This window comes from Pseudomonas sp. 478 (assembly GCF_003254125.1).
In the GTDB taxonomy this organism is placed as follows: domain Bacteria; phylum Pseudomonadota; class Gammaproteobacteria; order Pseudomonadales; family Pseudomonadaceae; genus Aquipseudomonas.
Map to the genome: position 1 here is coordinate 33,042 of NZ_QKZG01000014.1, position 17,479 is coordinate 50,520.

21 protein-coding genes are annotated in these 17,479 nt (G+C 59.8%); 10 read left to right on the forward strand and 11 right to left on the reverse strand.

Translation table 11 applies throughout. The features are described 5' to 3' along the window. The first annotated feature begins 47 nt into the window (after positions 1 to 47). A complete protein-coding gene (locus tag DFS28_RS24620; RefSeq protein ID WP_111451828.1) occupies positions 48 to 863 on the forward strand; it encodes a UDP-2,3-diacylglucosamine diphosphatase in 816 nt (271 codons plus the stop codon). A gap of 128 nt (positions 864 to 991) precedes the next feature. On the opposite strand, the gene DFS28_RS24630 is transcribed toward DFS28_RS24620, so the two are convergent. Together DFS28_RS24630 and DFS28_RS24635 are read right to left on the reverse strand one after the other, a co-directional pair. Further along, positions 992 to 1,582, reverse strand: coding sequence for an HD domain-containing protein (locus DFS28_RS24630; protein ID WP_111451830.1), 591 nt, complete (start codon positions 1,580 to 1,582; stop codon positions 992 to 994). A 99-nt stretch (positions 1,583 to 1,681) separates the two neighbouring features. Next, positions 1,682 to 1,993 (reverse strand): Mpo1-like protein, encoded by a 312-nt coding sequence (locus DFS28_RS24635; protein WP_008156143.1) that lies wholly within the window; start codon positions 1,991 to 1,993, stop codon positions 1,682 to 1,684. Between the two features lie 163 nt (positions 1,994 to 2,156). On the opposite strand from DFS28_RS24635, the gene DFS28_RS24640 reads away from it, so the two are divergent. Continuing rightward, complete coding sequence (locus DFS28_RS24640) at positions 2,157 to 3,218, forward strand: AraC family transcriptional regulator (protein ID WP_081757436.1); 1,062 nt, start codon at positions 2,157 to 2,159, stop codon at positions 3,216 to 3,218. On the opposite strand, the gene DFS28_RS24645 is transcribed toward DFS28_RS24640, so the two are convergent. After that, positions 3,175 to 4,629 carry a TrkH family potassium uptake protein gene (locus DFS28_RS24645; protein ID WP_111451831.1) on the reverse strand — a complete coding sequence of 485 codons (1,455 nt, stop codon included), beginning with the start codon at positions 4,627 to 4,629 and terminating at the stop codon, positions 3,175 to 3,177. The two genes, DFS28_RS24640 and DFS28_RS24645, sit on opposite strands and share 44 nt — an antisense overlap. A gap of 122 nt (positions 4,630 to 4,751) precedes the next feature. On the opposite strand from DFS28_RS24645, the gene DFS28_RS24650 reads away from it, so the two are divergent. Beyond that, positions 4,752 to 5,318 carry an NAD(P)H nitroreductase gene (locus tag DFS28_RS24650; protein WP_111451832.1) on the forward strand — a complete coding sequence of 189 codons (567 nt, stop codon included), beginning with the start codon at positions 4,752 to 4,754 and terminating at the stop codon, positions 5,316 to 5,318. A 42-nt stretch (positions 5,319 to 5,360) separates the two neighbouring features. Here the strand turns inward: DFS28_RS24650 and DFS28_RS24655 are convergent, their stop codons facing one another. From DFS28_RS24655 to DFS28_RS24685, 6 genes are all read right to left on the reverse strand, one after another. Beyond that, positions 5,361 to 6,701, reverse strand: coding sequence for a cell wall metabolism sensor histidine kinase WalK (locus tag DFS28_RS24655; protein ID WP_111451833.1), 1,341 nt, complete (start codon positions 6,699 to 6,701; stop codon positions 5,361 to 5,363). Between the two features lie 251 nt (positions 6,702 to 6,952). Further along, the gene (locus DFS28_RS24665) at positions 6,953 to 7,396 is read right to left on the reverse strand and encodes a Spy/CpxP family protein refolding chaperone (protein ID WP_111451834.1); all 444 of its coding nucleotides are present in this window, start codon (positions 7,394 to 7,396) and stop codon (positions 6,953 to 6,955) included. 220 nt (positions 7,397 to 7,616) lie between these two features. Next, a complete protein-coding gene (locus DFS28_RS24670) occupies positions 7,617 to 8,294 on the reverse strand; it encodes a response regulator transcription factor (protein WP_008156129.1) in 678 nt (225 codons plus the stop codon). Between the two features lie 7 nt (positions 8,295 to 8,301). Beyond that, entirely contained in the window at positions 8,302 to 8,715 is a 414-nt protein-coding gene (locus DFS28_RS24675; RefSeq protein WP_111451835.1) for a translation initiation factor 2, read from the reverse strand. Positions 8,716 to 8,824: 109 nt separating this feature from the next. After that, entirely contained in the window at positions 8,825 to 9,124 is a 300-nt protein-coding gene (locus DFS28_RS24680) for a YciI family protein (protein ID WP_111451836.1), read from the reverse strand. Between the two features lies 1 nt (position 9,125). Next, on the reverse strand, positions 9,126 to 9,722 hold the full coding sequence (locus DFS28_RS24685; protein ID WP_111451837.1) for a septation protein A: 597 nt from the start codon (positions 9,720 to 9,722) through the stop codon (positions 9,126 to 9,128). An 87-nt stretch (positions 9,723 to 9,809) separates the two neighbouring features. Here DFS28_RS24685 and DFS28_RS24690 point away from each other — a divergent pair, with 87 nt between their 5' ends. Genes DFS28_RS24690 through scpB form a run of 4 tightly spaced genes read left to right on the forward strand, consistent with a single transcriptional unit; the run spans position 9,810 to position 13,130 of the window. Then, positions 9,810 to 10,673 (forward strand): PHP domain-containing protein, encoded by an 864-nt coding sequence (locus DFS28_RS24690; protein ID WP_046046431.1) that lies wholly within the window; start codon positions 9,810 to 9,812, stop codon positions 10,671 to 10,673. Positions 10,674 to 10,686: 13 nt separating this feature from the next. Further along, positions 10,687 to 11,316 carry an L-threonylcarbamoyladenylate synthase gene (locus tag DFS28_RS24695; RefSeq protein WP_111451925.1) on the forward strand — a complete coding sequence of 210 codons (630 nt, stop codon included), beginning with the start codon at positions 10,687 to 10,689 and terminating at the stop codon, positions 11,314 to 11,316. Beyond that, complete coding sequence (locus DFS28_RS24700) at positions 11,317 to 12,138, forward strand: ScpA family protein (RefSeq protein WP_008156118.1); 822 nt, start codon at positions 11,317 to 11,319, stop codon at positions 12,136 to 12,138. Positions 12,139 to 12,149: 11 nt separating this feature from the next. Further along, positions 12,150 to 13,130, forward strand: a complete 981-nt coding sequence (gene scpB, locus DFS28_RS24705) for an SMC-Scp complex subunit ScpB (RefSeq protein ID WP_111451838.1) — start codon at positions 12,150 to 12,152, stop codon at positions 13,128 to 13,130. A gap of 46 nt (positions 13,131 to 13,176) precedes the next feature. Here scpB and DFS28_RS24710 read toward each other — a convergent pair whose 3' ends face one another. Together DFS28_RS24710 and DFS28_RS24715 are read right to left on the reverse strand one after the other, a co-directional pair. Continuing rightward, entirely contained in the window at positions 13,177 to 13,920 is a 744-nt protein-coding gene (locus DFS28_RS24710; RefSeq protein WP_111451926.1) for an anti-sigma factor, read from the reverse strand. Continuing rightward, the gene (locus DFS28_RS24715) at positions 13,913 to 14,425 is read right to left on the reverse strand and encodes a sigma-70 family RNA polymerase sigma factor (RefSeq protein ID WP_111451839.1); all 513 of its coding nucleotides are present in this window, start codon (positions 14,423 to 14,425) and stop codon (positions 13,913 to 13,915) included. The genes DFS28_RS24710 and DFS28_RS24715 overlap by 8 nt, the downstream gene beginning before the upstream one ends. A 154-nt stretch (positions 14,426 to 14,579) precedes the next feature. On the opposite strand from DFS28_RS24715, the gene DFS28_RS24720 reads away from it, so the two are divergent. From DFS28_RS24720 to rluB, 3 genes are all read left to right on the forward strand, one after another. After that, positions 14,580 to 15,548, forward strand: a complete 969-nt coding sequence (locus DFS28_RS24720) for a metallophosphoesterase (protein WP_111451840.1) — start codon at positions 14,580 to 14,582, stop codon at positions 15,546 to 15,548. Between the two features lie 13 nt (positions 15,549 to 15,561). Next, entirely contained in the window at positions 15,562 to 15,870 is a 309-nt protein-coding gene (locus DFS28_RS24725) for a cupredoxin family copper-binding protein (RefSeq protein WP_111451841.1), read from the forward strand. A 291-nt stretch (positions 15,871 to 16,161) separates the two neighbouring features. After that, complete coding sequence (rluB, locus tag DFS28_RS24730) at positions 16,162 to 17,460, forward strand: 23S rRNA pseudouridine(2605) synthase RluB (protein WP_111451842.1); 1,299 nt, start codon at positions 16,162 to 16,164, stop codon at positions 17,458 to 17,460. Positions 17,461 to 17,479 lie beyond the last annotated feature (19 nt).

The window sequence follows — 17,479 nt, forward strand, 5'->3', positions numbered from 1 at the left end:
TAACCCGACCGGCGCAAGCTTGCAAAAACTTTTCCAGAGGGTTGCCCATGACCAGCGCCGAGCTCGCCAAACCCAGTCGTAAGCAACGTGTGCGAACCTTGTGGATTTCCGACGTGCATCTGGGCACCCGGGATTGCCAGGCCGAACACCTGTCGCAGTTTCTCAAGGGCTATCACGCGGACAAGATCTACCTGGTCGGCGACATCATCGATGGCTGGAAGCTGCGCGGCGGCATGTACTGGCCTCAGGCGCACACGAATGTGATCCGCCGCTTGCTGACCATGAGCAAGCGCGGCACCGAGGTGATCTACGTCACCGGCAATCACGACGAATTCCTGCGCCGCTATTCGAAGCTGATTCTGGGCAATATCCAACTGGTGGATGAAGCCGTGCACGTGACCGCCGATGGTCGCCATCTCCTGGTCATTCATGGCGACCAGTTTGACGTGATCACGAGGTATCACCGCTGGCTGGCCTTTCTCGGCGACTCGGCCTACGAATTCACCCTGACTCTCAACCGCTGGCTCAACCATTGGCGCGCACGCTATGGCTACGGTTACTGGTCGCTGTCGGCGTACCTCAAGCACAAGGTCAAAACCGCGGTCAGCTTCATCAGCGATTTCGAAGAAGCCATCGCTCACGAATGCGTCAAACGCGAGTTGCACGGCGTGGTATGCGGGCACATTCACCATGCCGAGATACGCAAGGTCGGCGGGGTGGATTACCTCAATTGCGGGGATTGGGTGGAGTCGTGCACCGCGCTGATCGAGCATTGGGACGGATCGATCGAGTTGTATCGATTGGCGGATGCCCAAGCGCGGGAGGCCGAGTTGAAAGCCATCAACATCGCAGAGCCGGTCTGAAAAGCAGAGTGTCTGGTCTGGCCCCATCGCGAGCAGGCTCGCTCCCACAGGGGATGTGTGTACAACACGAGTCCAATGTGGGAGCGAGCCTGCTCGCGAATGGACTGCGCAGCAGTCCCCGGGATTTATCAGGCTGGCGAATGTTCTTCCATCGCCGCCTTGTAAATCGAGTATTTGGGCTGCGCAAACAACCGTTCCATCATCGGTTCAAAGAAGCTCAGCGGCAGCGTGTCATACGCCGGATCAAACGCCGCGGCGTCATATTTGGCGCAAAACTCAATGGTCGCCTGATACTGCGGATGCCCGCTGAATTGCTCGCGCAAATGCCGGTCCATCCCTAGATGATGGAAGAAGTAATACCCCTGGAAAATTCCGTGTTTCTCGACCATCCACAGGTTCGCGGCGCTGACGAACGGCTTGAGGATTGCCGCAGCGATGTCCGGGTGGTTGTAGGAACCCAAGGTGTCGCCAATGTCGTGAAGTAGCGCGCAGACCACGTATTCTTCATCGCGGCCATCACGCCAGGCACGGCTGGCGGTTTGCAGGGAATGGGTCAGACGATCCACCGGGAAGCCGCCAAAATCACCCTCCAGTAATTTCAGGTGCGCCACAATCCGTGTCGGCAATTGCCTCGCATAGGCACTGAAATCTGCGGCGATGATCGCCCAGTCTTCCTGCGTGCCGTCCTGCATGTGGGTGAAACGGGCGTGGGCGTTCATCGGCTCTCCGCTTGTTCTTATCGAAAGGGATTTTTTGAGTGTAGAGCCTGGATCCAATACCGCACTGGCTGCGCAGGACGCTTTGGTGGCCCGTCGGGCCTAGAACGGCACGCGACCCAGAATCATGTCTCGGTACATGACGAAATCGCCGAGCAGGCTGTAAAACGGATGTTGAAAGGTCGCGGGACGGTTCTTCTCGAAAAAGAAATGCCCGGCCCAGGCGAAGCTGTAACCCGCCAGAGGAAGGGCCCATAACAGCAGCCAGGCGCCTTTGCCGATGGTCAGGGCCAGGATGAAAATAACCAGCGTCGTGCCGATAAAGTGCAGTCGTCGGCAGGTGCTGTTGCTGTGTTCGCTGAGGTAATACGGGTAGAACTCAGCGAAGCTGTTGAAACGTTTGATGTTTTCCACGACTGCGATCTCTGTGGTTATTGTTCTGACTGCAAGTTGTTCTGCGGGTAGCTTATTTGAGTCTAGAGTGATCATTGGCATCAGCCAGTGACAATAGGCGCCACTTTAGTATCCTTCGGAAATTGGCCGCGATAGACGGCTCACTAAGTAGTAAGTAAACGCCATGAGCGAACGAACGACTTCTGCAAGCTGGGCGATGGGGATTGTCAAAGCACTGGAGATGGACGGCCTGGATTGCCGGGTGCTGTTCAAACAGCTGGGGCTCGACTACGCGGCACTGGATGATCCGGACGCGCGCTTCCCGCAGGATTCCATGACACGGCTGTGGCAGCGCGCGGTTGAGCTGTCCGGTAACCCGGCGATTGGCCTGAACATGGGCAAGGTCGTGCGACCGGCCTCCTTTCATGTGGCCGGTTACGCCTTGATGTCCAGCCAGACCCTGGCCGAAGGCTTTCAACGGCTGGTGCGCTATCAGCGGATCATTGCGGAAAGTGCCGACCTGAGTTTCCGATTGTTGGAAGAAGGCTACGCGCTGATTCTGACGGTCCACGGCGACCATCTGCCACCGACCCGGCAGAGTGCCGAAGCGTCACTGGCCTGTGCCCTGGCGCTGTGCGGCTGGTTGACCGGGCGCACCTTGCAACCGCGCAAGGTGCTGGTGCAGGGCGAAGAGCCCGCCGATCTCGAACCTTATAAACAAGCCTTCCATGCGCCTTTGGTGTTCAACGCACCGTATGACGCCTTGATCTTCGAACGCGCTGACATGGAGGCTCCGCTGCCTACCGCCAACGAGGCGATGGCGCTGTTGCATGACCGGTTTGCCGGTGAATACCTGGCGCGATTTTCCGAGAGTCGCGTGACCCACAAGGCGCGACAGGTGCTGTGCCGTTTGCTGCCCCAGGGCGAACCCAAGCGCGATACCGTGGCGCAGACGCTGCACCTGTCGCAACGCACCTTGCAGCGACGCTTGCAGGAAGAGGGCACGAGTTTTCAGACGTTGCTGGACGACACCCGACGTGAACTGGCCGAGCAATACCTGGCGCAGCCGACCATGACCTTGCTGGAAATTGCCTACCTGCTGGGGTTCGCCGATCCGAGCAACTTCTTCCGCGCTTTCCGCCGCTGGTTCGACGCCACCCCTGGCGAGTACCGGGCGCGGCTGATGGGCGCGCTGGCGCCTGTCAGTGACGCCAGAACGCCGGAATACACAGAACAAACACCGTAATGATTTCGAGTCGGCCCAGTAGCATGCCGAACGAGAGAATCCACTTGGCCGCGTCCGGCAGGGTGGCGAAGTTGCCCGCCGGGCCAATGGTCTCGCCCAGGCCCGGGCCGACGCCGGACACTGTGCTGGCGGCGCCGGTAAGGGCGGTCATCCAGTCCACGCCGAGCAGTGACAACAGCAGCGCGATCACGCAGATGGTGATGGCGAAGAAAAACGAAAAGGTCAGAATCGAACGCACGATCTCTTCGTCGAGGCGGTGACCGTTGTACTTCTGCTTGATCACCGCGCGTGGATGAATCAACTGGTTAAGGTTGGCCTTGAGCAGGATGTACGCGACCTGGAAGCGGAAAATCTTGATCCCGCCGGCGGTCGAGCCCGAGCAGCCGCCGACAAAACCCAGATAGAAGAACAGCATCAGTGAGAAGTTGCCCCACAGGCTGTAGTCCCCCAGCGCAAATCCTGTGGTCGTTACCACCGAAGTCACGTTCAGCGCCACATGCCGCAGTGCCTCCAGCCAATGCAACTGGGTGGTCCACCAGTACCAGGTGCCGAGCACCAGCCAGGTTACCAGCAACATGCCGAGCAAGCCTTGAACCTGCTGATCCTTGATCAGTGCTTTGCGGTTACCGCGCAAGGTCGCTACATACAGGGTGAACGGCAGGCTGCCGAGGATCATGATGACGATCGCCACCCAATGCACCGCCGGTTGCGTCCACTTGGCCAGAGACTGGTCGGACGTTGAGAAACCACCGGTGGAAATCGCCGACATCGCGTGGTTGATCGCATCGAACAGGCTCATACCGGCCCACCAGAACGCCAGGCTGCCGATAATGGTGATGCCGACGTAGGCCGCAACGATCAAACGCGCCACCATGTGCGATCGGGGCATGATTTTTTCGGAACGGTCTGACGACTCGGTCTGAAACAGCCGCATGCCACCGATGCGCAGCAGTGGCAGAATCGCTACCGCCATGCCGATAAAGCCGATGCCGCCGATCCAGTGCAGCAACGAGCGCCACATCAGAATGCCGGGGGACATGGCGTCCAGGCCCGTGAGCACCGTCGACCCGGTGGCGGTAATGCCGGACATGCTTTCGAAGAACGAATCGGTATAGCTGATGTGCTGGGTCAGCAGGAACGGCAGCGCGGCGAAGATGCACACCACCAGCCAGCTGCTGACCGTCAGCAGGTACATGTCTCGCGGGCGCAGGTGTACATGTTCCGGGCGACCGGGGATGACCAGCGCGAGGCCGGCGACAAAGGTAATCATGCTCGCCCAGAGGAACGACGTCAGGTCGCTGGTGCGGTCGAAAATCACCAGCGTGGCCATGGGCACGACCATGGCGATGGCCAGGGTGATCAGGAAGATGCCGATGATGAAACCAATGAGACGTAAGGTCGGCAACGCCATGAAGTCCGCTCGGGCTGAAATAAAGAAGGGCGCCATTCTACCTGTGGGGTCTGCTATGTAAACCGGCACTCCCGAGGTGGTTGCAGCTAGAATAGCTTCACATTTTTTTCAGGAGGTGGCCGATGCAGGCTCTCGACGCTTTGCTCAACCGTGTTTCCGTTCCACGACTGATAGAACCTGCGCCCACCGCAGAACAGCGTGAAGTGCTGTTTGGCGCCGCGATGCGAGCGCCAGACCATGGCCACTTGCAGCCTTGGCGCTTCCTGACAGTCGAAGGCGCGGCGCGCGAGCAAATGGGCGAGTTGCTGGCCGAAGCGGCGAAGCTGCAGGACAGCGAAGTGTCCGAGGCAGCGCTGGACAAGGCGCGTAACGGTCCACTGCGCGCGCCACTGGTGGTTGTGGTGATCGCCCGGTTGCAGGATCACGTTAAATATCCGAAGTCTGAACAACGGCTGGCGGCGGGCTGTGCGGCTCACGGGATTTTGCTGGCGGCTTATGCGCAAGGGATTGGCGCGGTGTGGCGCACGGGTGAGCTGGCGTATTCGGCGCATGTGGCCAAGGGTTTGGGTTTGGCGGAAGGGGAAGAGGTGATTGCGTTTCTTTACCTTGGCACGCCACAGAAAGAACCGCGCGTGGCGGAGAAAGTCGACCTGGCTGAATTCGTCAGCGCCTGGCCCGGAAAAGCCTGACACCACCATTCAAATGTGGGAGCGGGCTTGCTCCCACAGGGGTTATGGCTGGACGACGATTCCGGGAACTAACGGTAATTCGAGGCTGGCGATAAACCCGCCATCGGGATGATTGGCCAACACCAGACTACCGCCATGCCGTTCCGCCGCACGGCGCGCAATCGCCAATCCCAAACCATGCCCGGCCGCCGTCTGCCCCGGCGCCCGGTAGAACGGCTCACCCAACTGACTCAAATGCGCAGCCTCTACCCCCGGCCCATGGTCGCGCACACTGACCACAATCCGCTCACCCTGACGCACCGCCTGCATTTCAATCGATTGCCCCACCGGGTTGAACCGCTGAGCATTGCGCAGCAGGTTGTCGAGGGCGCGCTCGATCATCGTCGGCCAGCCTTTAAGGTTCAGCTGCGGCTCGGCCTCAAGGTGCACGTTTTGCTCCGGCGAACCCAATTGAGCATCCTTTTGCAGGGTGTTGAGCAGCGCATTGAGATCAACCTCTTCAGCGCTGGCGTTGTCGGCATCGACCCGCGCCAGAACCAGGATTTCGCTGATCAGTGCTTCCAGTCGGTCGCACTCCCGAGTGAGACGCGGCCAGAGTTTTTGCCGTTCTTCAGGGTTGGCCCGCTCGGCCAGAGCCAGCGCAATGCGCAGCCGGGCAAGCGGTGAACGCAGTTCATGGGACACATCCCGCAGCAACTGCCGCTGACTGCCGATCAAACTTTGCAGACGCGCGCCCATGCGGTTGAAGTCGTTGGCCAGCACGCCGAACTCATCGCGCCGATTGGCCAGTTTTACCAGGCTGTTTTGTTGGTAGGTGGTTTGCCCCAGATCATGCACCGCGCCGCGCAAGCGGTTGAGTGGGCGAGTAATGGACATCGTCACGAACAGGCTGAACAAGGTCAGGACCACCAACGCGATACCCAGCGCACTCAACGGCCAGAGCAGGCTTTCGCGGTGCCACGCGTCGAGCTCCGGGTGCGGAATGCGGTAGATCAGCAGGTAGGTGTCGCCGGTTTTTTCGCTGGTGTACTCCGCCGTCAAACGACGCCATGGCAGGCGGCGGTCGTCGTTGTTCTGTCGCGCTTCGAAGGCGGCCGCCCGGCGTGGGAAGGTGCCGCGCACCACCGGATCGCCGCTCTCGTTGAGCACTTGAACGTCGATGTGATACTGGCGCTTGCGCTGTTCCAGAATGTCCTGGGCCGCGTCTTCACCCTGTGATTCGTAGGTTTGCGTCCACTGTTCGGCCAAAGTATTGAGGCCCGGATGGCGGCTGAGAATCCACGCGTCCTGGTTGAGCATGTGCCCCAGCAGAATGGAAAGCCCTGCAACCAGAGCGATGGCCAACCAGAAGCTGGCCAGAATACGCCAGAACAATGAGCGCACAGAAAATCCTCAAACAAACACAAATCCCATGTGGGAGTGGGCTTGTGTGGCGAGGGGATTTATCCCCGTTCGGCTGCGAAGCAGTCGTCAAACCATTGCTTGCGGTGTATCTGAAACACCGCAATGTTCGATTCGGGGCCGCTTTGCAGCCCAACGGGGATAAATCCCCTCGCCACACAAGCCCGCTCCCACATGGGACTGAATGGAATCAGACCCGACGGTGTTAGCCGTCAGGTCCGGGGGTTAGCACATTATTGCGCCTTTTGCGCCTTCCAGGCCTTGAACTCGGCCCATTCGGCGCGACGCTCAGCCTGTTTTTTCTGGATCTCGTCGAATTGCTTCTGTTGATCCGGTTTCAGCAAGGCGCGCACGTCGGCTTCGGCTTTCTTGTGGTTGGCCGCCATTTCATCTTTCATGGCTTTCTGGTCGGCTGGCGAGAGTTTTTCCAGGTACTTTTCGACCACTTGCTTACGCTCGTGCATCTGCTCGCCCATGATTTTGCGGATCTGCTCGCGCTGTTCGCGGCTCAGGTCCAGCTGGCTGTACGGGCCTTTGCCGTGCATGCCGTGCATCTGACCGCCATGGCGTGAGCCGTCCATCGGGCCACCCATCGGGCCGGTATCTTCAGGCATGGCGGCCATGGCAACGGTTGGCAGGGCGGCAGCGAACATCAGAGCGATAAGAGTCTTGCGCATGGTGAATCTCCTTGTCTCGTTCCCGGTACGTTCCGGATGAGTACAGATTACGCAGATCAAGGTCAGTGGCGGTCAGCGGAGCGTAAAGCTTGGGTAAAGACGATTTCTCGCCGACCTGACAAAACTTACAGGCGTCGTAGGAGCACGGCTTGCTGGCGATGGCGTCCTTGAGATAGTCATCGCCGGCAAGCCGTGCTCCTACGGGGGGAGATGTTCGGGATTAGAGGCTGTAGTAATAGCCGCGGCTGCGCAGGGCCACGATGCGTGGGCGGCCGTCGGGGTGCGGGCCGATCTTTTTGCGCAGGTTGCTGACGTGCATGTCCAGGCTGCGGTCGTACAGCGTCAGTTTGCGGCCGAGGGCGATTTGCGCCAGTTCCTGTTTGTCCAGCGGCTCGCCAGGTTGCTTGAGCAGGGCTTCGAGCAAACGGCTTTCGGAGACGGTGAGGGTGAATTCCTGTTCATCGATGCTGACCACGCCACGTACCGGGCTGAAACACAGGTCGCCCAGTTCGAGCTGACTGGAGACGGCTGCCGGATGACTGCGGCGCAACACGGCGCGCAGGCGGGCTGTCAGTTCCCGTGGGTCGCACGGTTTGGCCAGGTAATCGTCGGCACCGAGTTCCAGGCCGAGGATGCGGTCCAGCGGTTCGCCGCGAGCCGAGAGCATCAGCACCGGCAAGTCCGGGTGATCGCTGCGCAATTGCTTGAGCAGCTCCAGACCGCTGCCGTCCGGCAGCATCACATCCAGCACCACGGCTGCCGGCGATGTTTCGGCCAGTGCGCGACGGGCGCTCTGACCATCGTGGCAGGCGCGGACGTGGAAGCCTTCCTGGCTCAGCCAACTGCTCAGGAGCTCGCACAGCTCCTGGTCATCATCAATTAATAACAGCTCGCTCATGACTCACTCAATTTAGCCATTGCCTACGTTTTCTGGTGGCACCACTGGCGAAGATACCGCAGAGCAGCGCCAATAGCGCTACCCCGGCGCCGATGACGAACCACTGTTGCTGGTCGGTCAATAGACGCGGCAGCGGGTTGCCGGCCTGGGTTTCCTTGAGTTGCAGCTTGAGGCGCTGATTCTCTTGGCGCAACCGGCTCAGCTGAGCGCTTTCGCGTTCGGCATCGGTATTTTGCAGTTGTTTACTCAGTTCTTCTCGTTGCTGTTCGCTTACCTTCAAGCGCTGTTGCAACTGGGTGATCTGGCTGCCGGCGCTCAGGGACAATGGCGTGGAACTACCGCCCTCGGCGCTTTCTTCACCGTGAGCAGGGGCCACAATCGACAACGTCACCAACATCAGACACAACGGACCTTTGCGCATCGCCACTCCTGATTCCAATACGAGTATTGGGCAGGTTGTCGGCCGGTAAACGAGAATAATGAGCGTTGAGAGCACGATGAACCGACAAGGTTCATCGTGCGGGGAGAAATTACGGGAGGACTTGCTTGAACGGTTTGACCGAAACGTTGGCGTAGACGCCTGCGGCGATATACGGATCAGCGTCGGCCCAGGCCTGTGCGGCGCTCAGGGAATCGAATTCGGCGACGATCAGGCTGCCGGTGAAACCCGCAGCGCCCGGATCATTGCTGTCGACCGCCGGGTGTGGACCGGCCAAAACGATGCGACCTTCACCTTTGAGCACTTGCAGGCGCTCAAGGTGTGCAGGCCGTGCGCCCAGGCGGGCTTCCAGGGAGTTGGCGACGTCTGTGGCAATGATTGCGTAAAGCATGTCAGTCCTCGGTTTTTGGCGTAGTGGTATCGGCGTCGTGCAGGTGGCGGGACAGGTAAATGCCCTGGCCGACCAGGAACAGCAGCGTCATGCCCAGGCTGCCGAAGACTTTGAAGTCGACCCAGTAGTCCTGAAAGGTGAACGCGACGAACAGGTTGGCGGCACCGCAAAACAGGAAAAACCCGATCCAGGCGATGTTCAGGCGAGTCCAGACCGGATCCGGCAGGGTCAGCGCGTGGCCCATGATGCGTTTGATCAGCAGTTGCTCACCGACGAAGTGGCTGCCAATGAACGCCAGGGCGAACAGCCAGTTCACCACCGGGGCTTTCCATTTCAGGAAGGTTTCGCTGTGGAACGCCAGGGTCAGGCTGCCGAAGACCAGGCAGGCGATGAGGGTCAGCCACTGGCTCTTCTCCAGCTTGCGCTGCTTGATGAACAGCGTGCCGTAAACCACCAGGGAGCTGATGATCAGCATGGCGGTGGCGCTGTAAATACCGCCTACAGTCAACTCGTGACCGGCGATGTCGACGACCCGGGGATCGAGCTTGAAGACGATGAAGAACAGCAGGAGCGGGATGAAATCGATGAATTGTTTCACAGTGGCAGCCAGAAGCAGGATGTGGCGGCATAATAACAAACATATGGGCGCGCGATAGCGCCAGCTGATTTGAGGTAAAAAAGTCCTGTGAATGTTGATTTGCACTGCCATAGCACGGCCTCCGATGGCGCTCTCGCGCCTGCAGTACTGGTTGCGCGTGCGTTCGAGAAAGGCGTGCGAGTCCTGGCCTTGACCGATCACGACACCCTCGAAGGCCTTGATGAGGCCCGCAGCACTGCGACTGCGCTGGGGATGCAACTGGTCAATGGCGTCGAATTGTCCTGCACCTGGGGCGGCGCGACCATTCACGTGCTGGGCTATGGTTTCGACGTCAACGCTGCGCCGTTGGTCGAGGCCATCGCAAAATTGCACGATGGCCGCTGGTTACGGTCCGAAGAAATAAGCCGCAAGTTGGCGCTTAAAGGCATGCCGGGTGCGCTGGAAGGTGCCCGGGCGATCCAGCAGGAACTGGGCGACAGCGGCAACGCGCCGGCCCGTCCGCATTTCGCCGACTGGATGGTGCGTGAAGGTTTCGTCAAGGATCGCGCCGAAGCGTTCCGCAAATGGCTGGGCGCCGGCAAGCTGGGGGACGTCAAGCAACACTGGCCGACCCTGGAAGACACGGTCGAAACCCTGCGCGCCGCCAAGGCCTGGGTCAGCCTGGCGCATCCGTGGCACTACGATTTCACTCGCAGCAAACGTCGCCGGCTGATTGCCGACTATATTCAAGCAGGGGGCCACGCAATCGAAGTGGTCAATGGCCATCAGCCCGCCGAGCAAGTGGGCAGCCTGGCGATTCTCGCCCGTGAGTTCGGTCTGCTGGTCAGCGCCGGCAGTGATTTTCATGGTCCTGGAGGCTGGTCCGAGATCGGTGAGTACCGCCCGCTCCCGGAGGATCTGCCGCCACTGTGGTGTCGATTCAAACATGACCCAATTATTGCCGCCGTCTGAACAGGTAGAGAATGTGAGTCAATTTTTCCAGATTCATCCGGAAAACCCGCAAGCGCGCCTGATCAAACAGGCTGTCGAAATCATCCGCAGCGGCGGGGTGGTGATTTATCCCACAGACTCGTCCTACGCCATTGGTTGCCAGATCGGCGACAAGAATGCCGTGGAGCGCGTGCGTCGGTTGCGTGGACTGGATGACAAGCACAACTTCGCACTGATTTGCAGCGACCTGTCGCAACTGGGGCTGTTCGCCAAGATCGACACCGGCCTTTTCCGTTTGCTCAAGGCCCACTTGCCGGGTCCGTATACCTTCATTCTCAACGCCACCCGCGAAGTGCCGCGGCTGTTGTTGCACCCGAAAAAACGCACCATCGGCCTGCGTGTGCCGAGTCATCCGATTGCCCTGGCGCTGTTGGAGGAACTCGGCGAACCGCTGATGAGCGTGACCCTGATCATGCCCGGCGACACTGACCCGATGACCGATCCTTACGAAATGCGTCAGTTGCTTGAGCATCAGGTCGACCTGATCATCGACGGCGGTTTCGGCGGAATCAAGGCGTCCACCGTGATCAATCTCGCCGACGGCGAGCCGGAAGTGATCCGTGTTGGCTGCGGCGACCCGACGCCGTTCATGGCCGAGGCGTAGATGTCTGCAGTAGAACCCGTTGTTGACAGTCAGGCCGGAGCCCAGCAAGAGCTGCCCTTCGCGATGGTCTATGGCCAGGCGGTCATGGAAATGCCGCTGGACCTGTACATTCCGCCGGATGCGCTTGAGGTCTTTCTCGAAGCCTTCGAAGGCCCTCTCGACTTGCTGCTGTACCTGATCCGCAAACAGAACATCAACATCCTCGACATCCCGGTGGCGGAAATTACCCGTCAGTACATGGGCTATGTCGAGTTGATGCAGTCGGTGCGCCTGGAGCTGGCCGCCGAGTACCTGGTCATGGCCGCAATGCTGGCCGAGATCAAATCGCGGATGCTGCTGCCGCGTGCCGAAACGATCGAAGCCGAAGAAGACGACCCCCGCGCCGAACTGATTCGCCGCTTGCAAGAGTACGAACGCTTCAAGGCCGCAGCCGAAGGCATCGATGGCCTGAGCCGTGTGGGCCGTGACGTGGTAGTCCCCAAGCTCGACGCCCCGGAAGCCCGGGCACGCAAGCTGTTGCCAGACGTGCGTCTTTCAGAACTGCTTTTGTCTATGGCCGAGGTCCTGCGCCGAGGCGACATGTTCGAAAGCCACCAGGTCAGCCGCGAGGCACTGTCCACCCGCGAACGCATGAGCGATGTGCTGGAGCGCCTCAAGGGCGGCGGTTTCGTGCCCTTTGCCGAGCTGTTCACCGCTGAAGAAGGACGTCTGGGGGTGGTGGTGACCTTCATGGCGATTCTCGAACTGGTCAAGGAATCTTTGGTCGAGCTGGTGCAGAATGAGCCGTTCGCAGCCATCCACGTGCGGGCCCGAGCCGAATAACGAGTTGAATCATGAACCTGACTGAACCCCGCGAGCTGGCGCCATTGCTTGAAGCCTTTCTGTTGGCCTCGGGAAAACCGCAATCGCTTGAACGCCTGTTCGAACTCTTCGAAGAGGGCGAGCGGCCCGAGCCGCCGGTCTTCAAGAAAGCCCTGACGATTCTCGCCAAGTCCTGCGACGGCCGCGCCTTCGAGCTGAAGGAAGTGGCCTCCGGGTATCGCTTGCAGATCCGCGAAAAGTTCTCGCCGTGGGTCGGACGTTTATGGGAAGAGCGGCCGCAGCGCTATTCCCGCGCCATGCTCGAAACCATCGCGCTGATCGCCTATCGCCAGCCGATCACCCGGGGCGAGATCGAAGACGTGCGGGGCGTGGCGGTCAACAGTCACATCGTCAAAACCTTGCTGGAGCGCGAGTGGATCCGCATCGTCGGTTACCGCGACGTGCCGGGTAAACCGGCGATGTTTGCCACCACCAAGGCCTTTCTCGATCACTTCAACCTGAAAAACCTCGACGATTTGCCACCGCTGGCCGAATTGCGCGAGCTTGAGCCTGATCCAGTGCTCGATTTCGACGACGCGCCGGTGCCTGCCGCACTGCAGGAGTTGGCCGACGCCAGCGCCGAGCCGGAAGAACCGAAGGAAGAAACCAGTTTCCACACCCTGTTGCTGGAACTGGACACCATGGAAGAGGGGCTCAAGACCGACTTCGACGATCTGTTGCGCGATGGGGCGGTGACCGAGACCGAAGGGGAGTTGGCAGAGCCCGAGCCTGACATTGAAGTTGAACTTCAAGTCGAGGCTGAAGCCACAGTCGAAGAAGAGCAGGAACCAGAGCAGGAAGATGACATTCTTGGTGTTGCCGAAGCTCGCGCAAAGCTCCTGGCTGCTGTAGCCGCGCTGGAGCAGTCGAAACCTGAACTCAGCGATGAAGAGGCTGAAGCCCAGGCCCTCGCCGAAGCGATCGAAAACGAACGCCGCCAGCACGAAGACTGACACGAGCCCAATGTGGGAGATTCTATGTTGCCGCGCAACCTTGCCTTCAGGCGCCGTTCTTGAGCAACTGGCTGAACGCCTCCAGCTCACTTTTCTCCAGATCGGAAACCAGTACAAATTGCATGTGGTTTTTTTGCCAGAACACGACGTTAAAGCCGCGGACCATCTGACTCTGAAGCGGCTTGTCCGCCTCCTGCGTGGGCAGGATAAACACATTGATAATGTGCTTGGCGCGCCCATAACTCAGGGCCGCCGTGGTCTGATGTTGCAGGTAATCCAACCGTCCACCCAATAATGGAAAGCCCTGCGCCGAGTAATCGAATACCGGTGGCGAGAAGTCGAGCTTGCCGGTGAACCAAGGCTTCACTGTATGGCGGTCGGATGAAACCACATCGTTCAAATGTTCACCCATTAACGAGCGGACATGGCTGGAGACCGCCTCATCCATCAACGGCTGTTCGCTGGCTGGCGTGACGACATACAGCATCACTGCCAAGGCCAGCGCTGTCGCTGAAAAAACAGGCGCGAACCATTTTCGCCAACGTTCCACTGCGCGGGTTTGTGGCGCAACAGGGGCGAAAAGGTTGGCCGTCAACGACGCAGGTGCCGAGTAATACGGCGCATGTCGCTTCACGCTGACCTTCAGTAGCCGCGCCTGATCATGCAACCGCGCGCAGTTGGCGCATACAGCCAAATGCCCGGCGACCCGGGCAGCCATCACCGTATCGAGTTCCTTGTCCAGATAGCCATGAACTAGCATCTGGCAAGCCGTGCAGTCGAGTTCATTCATGATCATGCAACTTCAGTAGTTCGAGCTTGAGCATGGCGCGAGCCCGGGCCAGTCTCGACATGACGGTGCCGATGGGGATGTCGGCGACCAAGGCAATGTCCTTGTAGGGCATGTCTTCGAGCTCCTTCAGAATAATCACCTCGCGAAATATGGGCGGCAGGGCGCACAGGGCTTGCTGGACAAGCATCGCGTTTTCCGTGTGTATGGCCAGCAACTCGGGGGTTTGGCCGTGACTCAACGCGGCATCGTCTTCGGGCAGTTCATCGCCGATAGCCACCCAGTGGTGGCCGGCCGAGGCCTTGAGCCAGGTGTAGCTTTCGTTACGCACGATGGTCAGAAACCAGGCCTTGGCATTGCCGTCGGTGAAACGGTGCAAGAATCTGAAGGCCCGCAGGGCGCTTTCCTGCACGACGTCGCGCGCGGCGCTGTCGTTACCGGTGAGCCAGCGCGCGAGGTTGTAGGCGGCGTCCATGTGGGGCGCAAACAAGTCCTCAAATCGCTTCATAGTGATTCCCGCAACGTCCCACCCCTATAACTGTTATCCGCTGTGTTTTATTCCCGGGGAAAAAATAATTTTGCGACGTGGAATAAAGACTCGTCTCACAAGGTTGTATCTCGTGTCAGCTACATCACTGTAGTCCGCCAGCGAGGGCACACCGATGGACATTCATATGAAACACGAACGACGCACCGACGGTCCGCTGAACCCAGACCGCCGGACACTGCTCAAGTGCTCCGCGTGGGCCGGGGCCGGGGTGCTCTGGGCCTTGAGCGGCGGCATTCCGCGGGCCTTTGCGCTGGACGCTTCCGGCAACGTCTCCGACCCCAAAGCGCTGGCCAGCACGTTCCACTTTGTGCAGATCAGCGACTCGCACATCGGTTTCAACAAGGAGGCCAACCCGGAACCGTCGAAGACCTTGCAGGTGGCCATCGACAAGGTCATCGCATTGCCGAAACGGCCGTCATTGATCCTGCATACCGGCGATATCACCCACCTGTCGAAACCGGAAGAATTCGATACGGCGGCGCAACTGCTCAAGGGTCTTCCGTCCACCGTGCACTACGTGCCGGGCGAGCACGACACCCTCGACGAGGGCGGTGGCAAGCTCTATCTGGAGCGTTACGGCAAAGGCACCAAAGGCAATGGCTGGTACAGCTTCGATGACCACGGCGTGCATTTCATCGGGCTGGTGAATGTCTTCAATTTTCAGGCTGGCCATGAAGCGACGCTTGGCGCCGATCAACTGGCCTGGCTGGCCGATGACCTGCGCGCCGTGACGAGCAGCACGCCAATCGTGGTGTTTACCCATATTCCGTTGTGGACGATTTATCAGCCGTGGGGTTGGGGCACCGAAGATGGCGATCAGGCGATTGCCATGCTGCGCAAGTACGGTTCGGTGACGGTGTTGAACGGGCATATCCATCAGGTGATCCAGAAGGTTGAAGGCAATATCACCTTCCACACCGCCCGCGGCACGGCTTATCCACAACCTGCACCGGGTACGGCGCCGGCACCGGGACCGATGACGGTGGCGGCTGATCAACTGCGCAATTATTTAGGGCTCACCGATGTGCGAGCGACGCAGGGCGAGCATCCGCTGGCGCTGATCGATTCGACACTGGTTTAGCGGAGGAACGGGGATGAAAACGCGACTGTTGGCCGTTGTCTGCCTGATGCTGTCGATGCCGGTGTGGGCTCAGGAGGTGAAAATCGATATCAAAGAGTTCATGTTTGCGCCCAAGGATTTGAACGTGGCCGTGGGCACCAAAGTGACGTGGGTAAACGATGACCAGATCCCGCATACGGTGGCGGAAACCCATAAGGTGTTTCGCTCAGGGGCGCTGGATACGAATGACAGCTTTTCCTGGGTGTTCAACACGCCGGGGGAGTTTGAGTATTTTTGTGCGCTGCATCCGCAGATGATCGGGAAGATTGTGGTCAGCCAGTGATGTCGCAAGCAACTTGCGATAGATCGAGCTAAAGAAACCCTACCCCCCCTGTGGGAGCGAGCAGGTTCACTCACACAGGGGTGCAGTGTCGCGGTTGAGCAAACTCGGCACCACCGGTCGGCGGAAAATCAAGTAAGTCTCCATTGATCAGCTAGTCTCTGATGCGCGAACGCTCCCATGAGCGTATGATTCGCGACCCTTCGGCGATCCCTTTGCCCTAGACCCAGCTTTCAACTCTTCAGGTCCCTCACTTCAGAGCTGCCTGAACAGACCACACCGGGAGGTGCCCAGATGAGTATCAACGACCAGAAAGACGACCAGGAAATCGGCCCAGCAGGCGAAAAACTGCAGAAAGTCCTCGCCCGTATCGGCGTCGGCTCGCGCCGTGACGTAGAAGCCTGGATCAGCCACGGCCGCATCAAGGTCAATGGCAAAGACGCCACCCTCGGGCAGCGCGTCGACATGCACGACGCCATCACCATTGATGGCAAGGTGATCAAGCGCGAAGAAGCCGCCGAGTCGGTACGCCGCGTGATCATGTACAACAAGCCGGACGGCGAAATCTGCACCCGCCTCGATCCGGAAGGCCGTCCGACCGTTTTCGACAAGATGCCGCGCCCGAAAGAAGGTCGCTGGATCAACATCGGTCGTCTGGACATCAACACCACCGGTCTGCTGATGTTCACCACCGACGGTGAACTGGCCAACCGCCTGATGCACCCTTCCTACGAAATGGACCGTGAGTACGCGGTGCGTGTCCGTGGCGAAGTCGATGACGAGATGATCGAGCGTCTGAAAGCAGGCGTCGTCCTCGAAGACGGCCCGGCCAAGTTCACCGACATCAAGCAGGCGCCAGGTGGCGAAGGTTTCAACCACTGGTACCACTGCGTGGTGATGGAAGGTCGCAACCGCGAAGTCCGTCGTCTGTGGGAATCCCAGGGCCTGGTGGTCAGCCGTTTGAAGCGTGTGCGTTTCGGTCCGGTGTTCCTCAACTCCGACCTGCCGATGGGTCGCTGGCGCGAAATGAGCCAGTACGAAGTCGACATTCTGAGTGCTGAAGTCGGCTTGACCCCGGTGGCCATGCCGCAAATGAACGCCAAGAGCAAAGACAAGCTCGATCGCATGCAGCGTAAATCGTCGCGTCCGATGGGCAAGACCGAGCGCGTGCGTTCGTTGCGTCCAGCCATCGGTAACCAGAGCGCTGCTACGCCGCGTGATACCCGCGAACCGCATATCGAAGGCGAACGTCCAGCCCGCAAACCAGCAGCACCTCGTGCTGACGGCGAGCGCGGTCCACGCACGCCACGTCCGGCCAATGGTCGCACCGAACGCGGCGAAGGCCGCAGTGCGCCAAGCGGTGGTCGTAGCGATCGCGGTGCTCCAGCCGGTCGTGGCGAGTCTCGTGGTGAGTCGGGTCGCGGTACGCCCGTGGCAGACCGTCCTTCCGACACCAAGCGCCCGGCCAAGGCACCGGCGAAGAAGCGTCCAGGCATCGTTCTGGTCGACAAGGACGCGCCATCGGGCAAACGCCGTGGTGCGCCAGCCGGTTCGGGCCAACGTCCGGGCTTCGGTCGCCGCAAGCCTGAGTAATCGGTAAGCGCCCCATAAA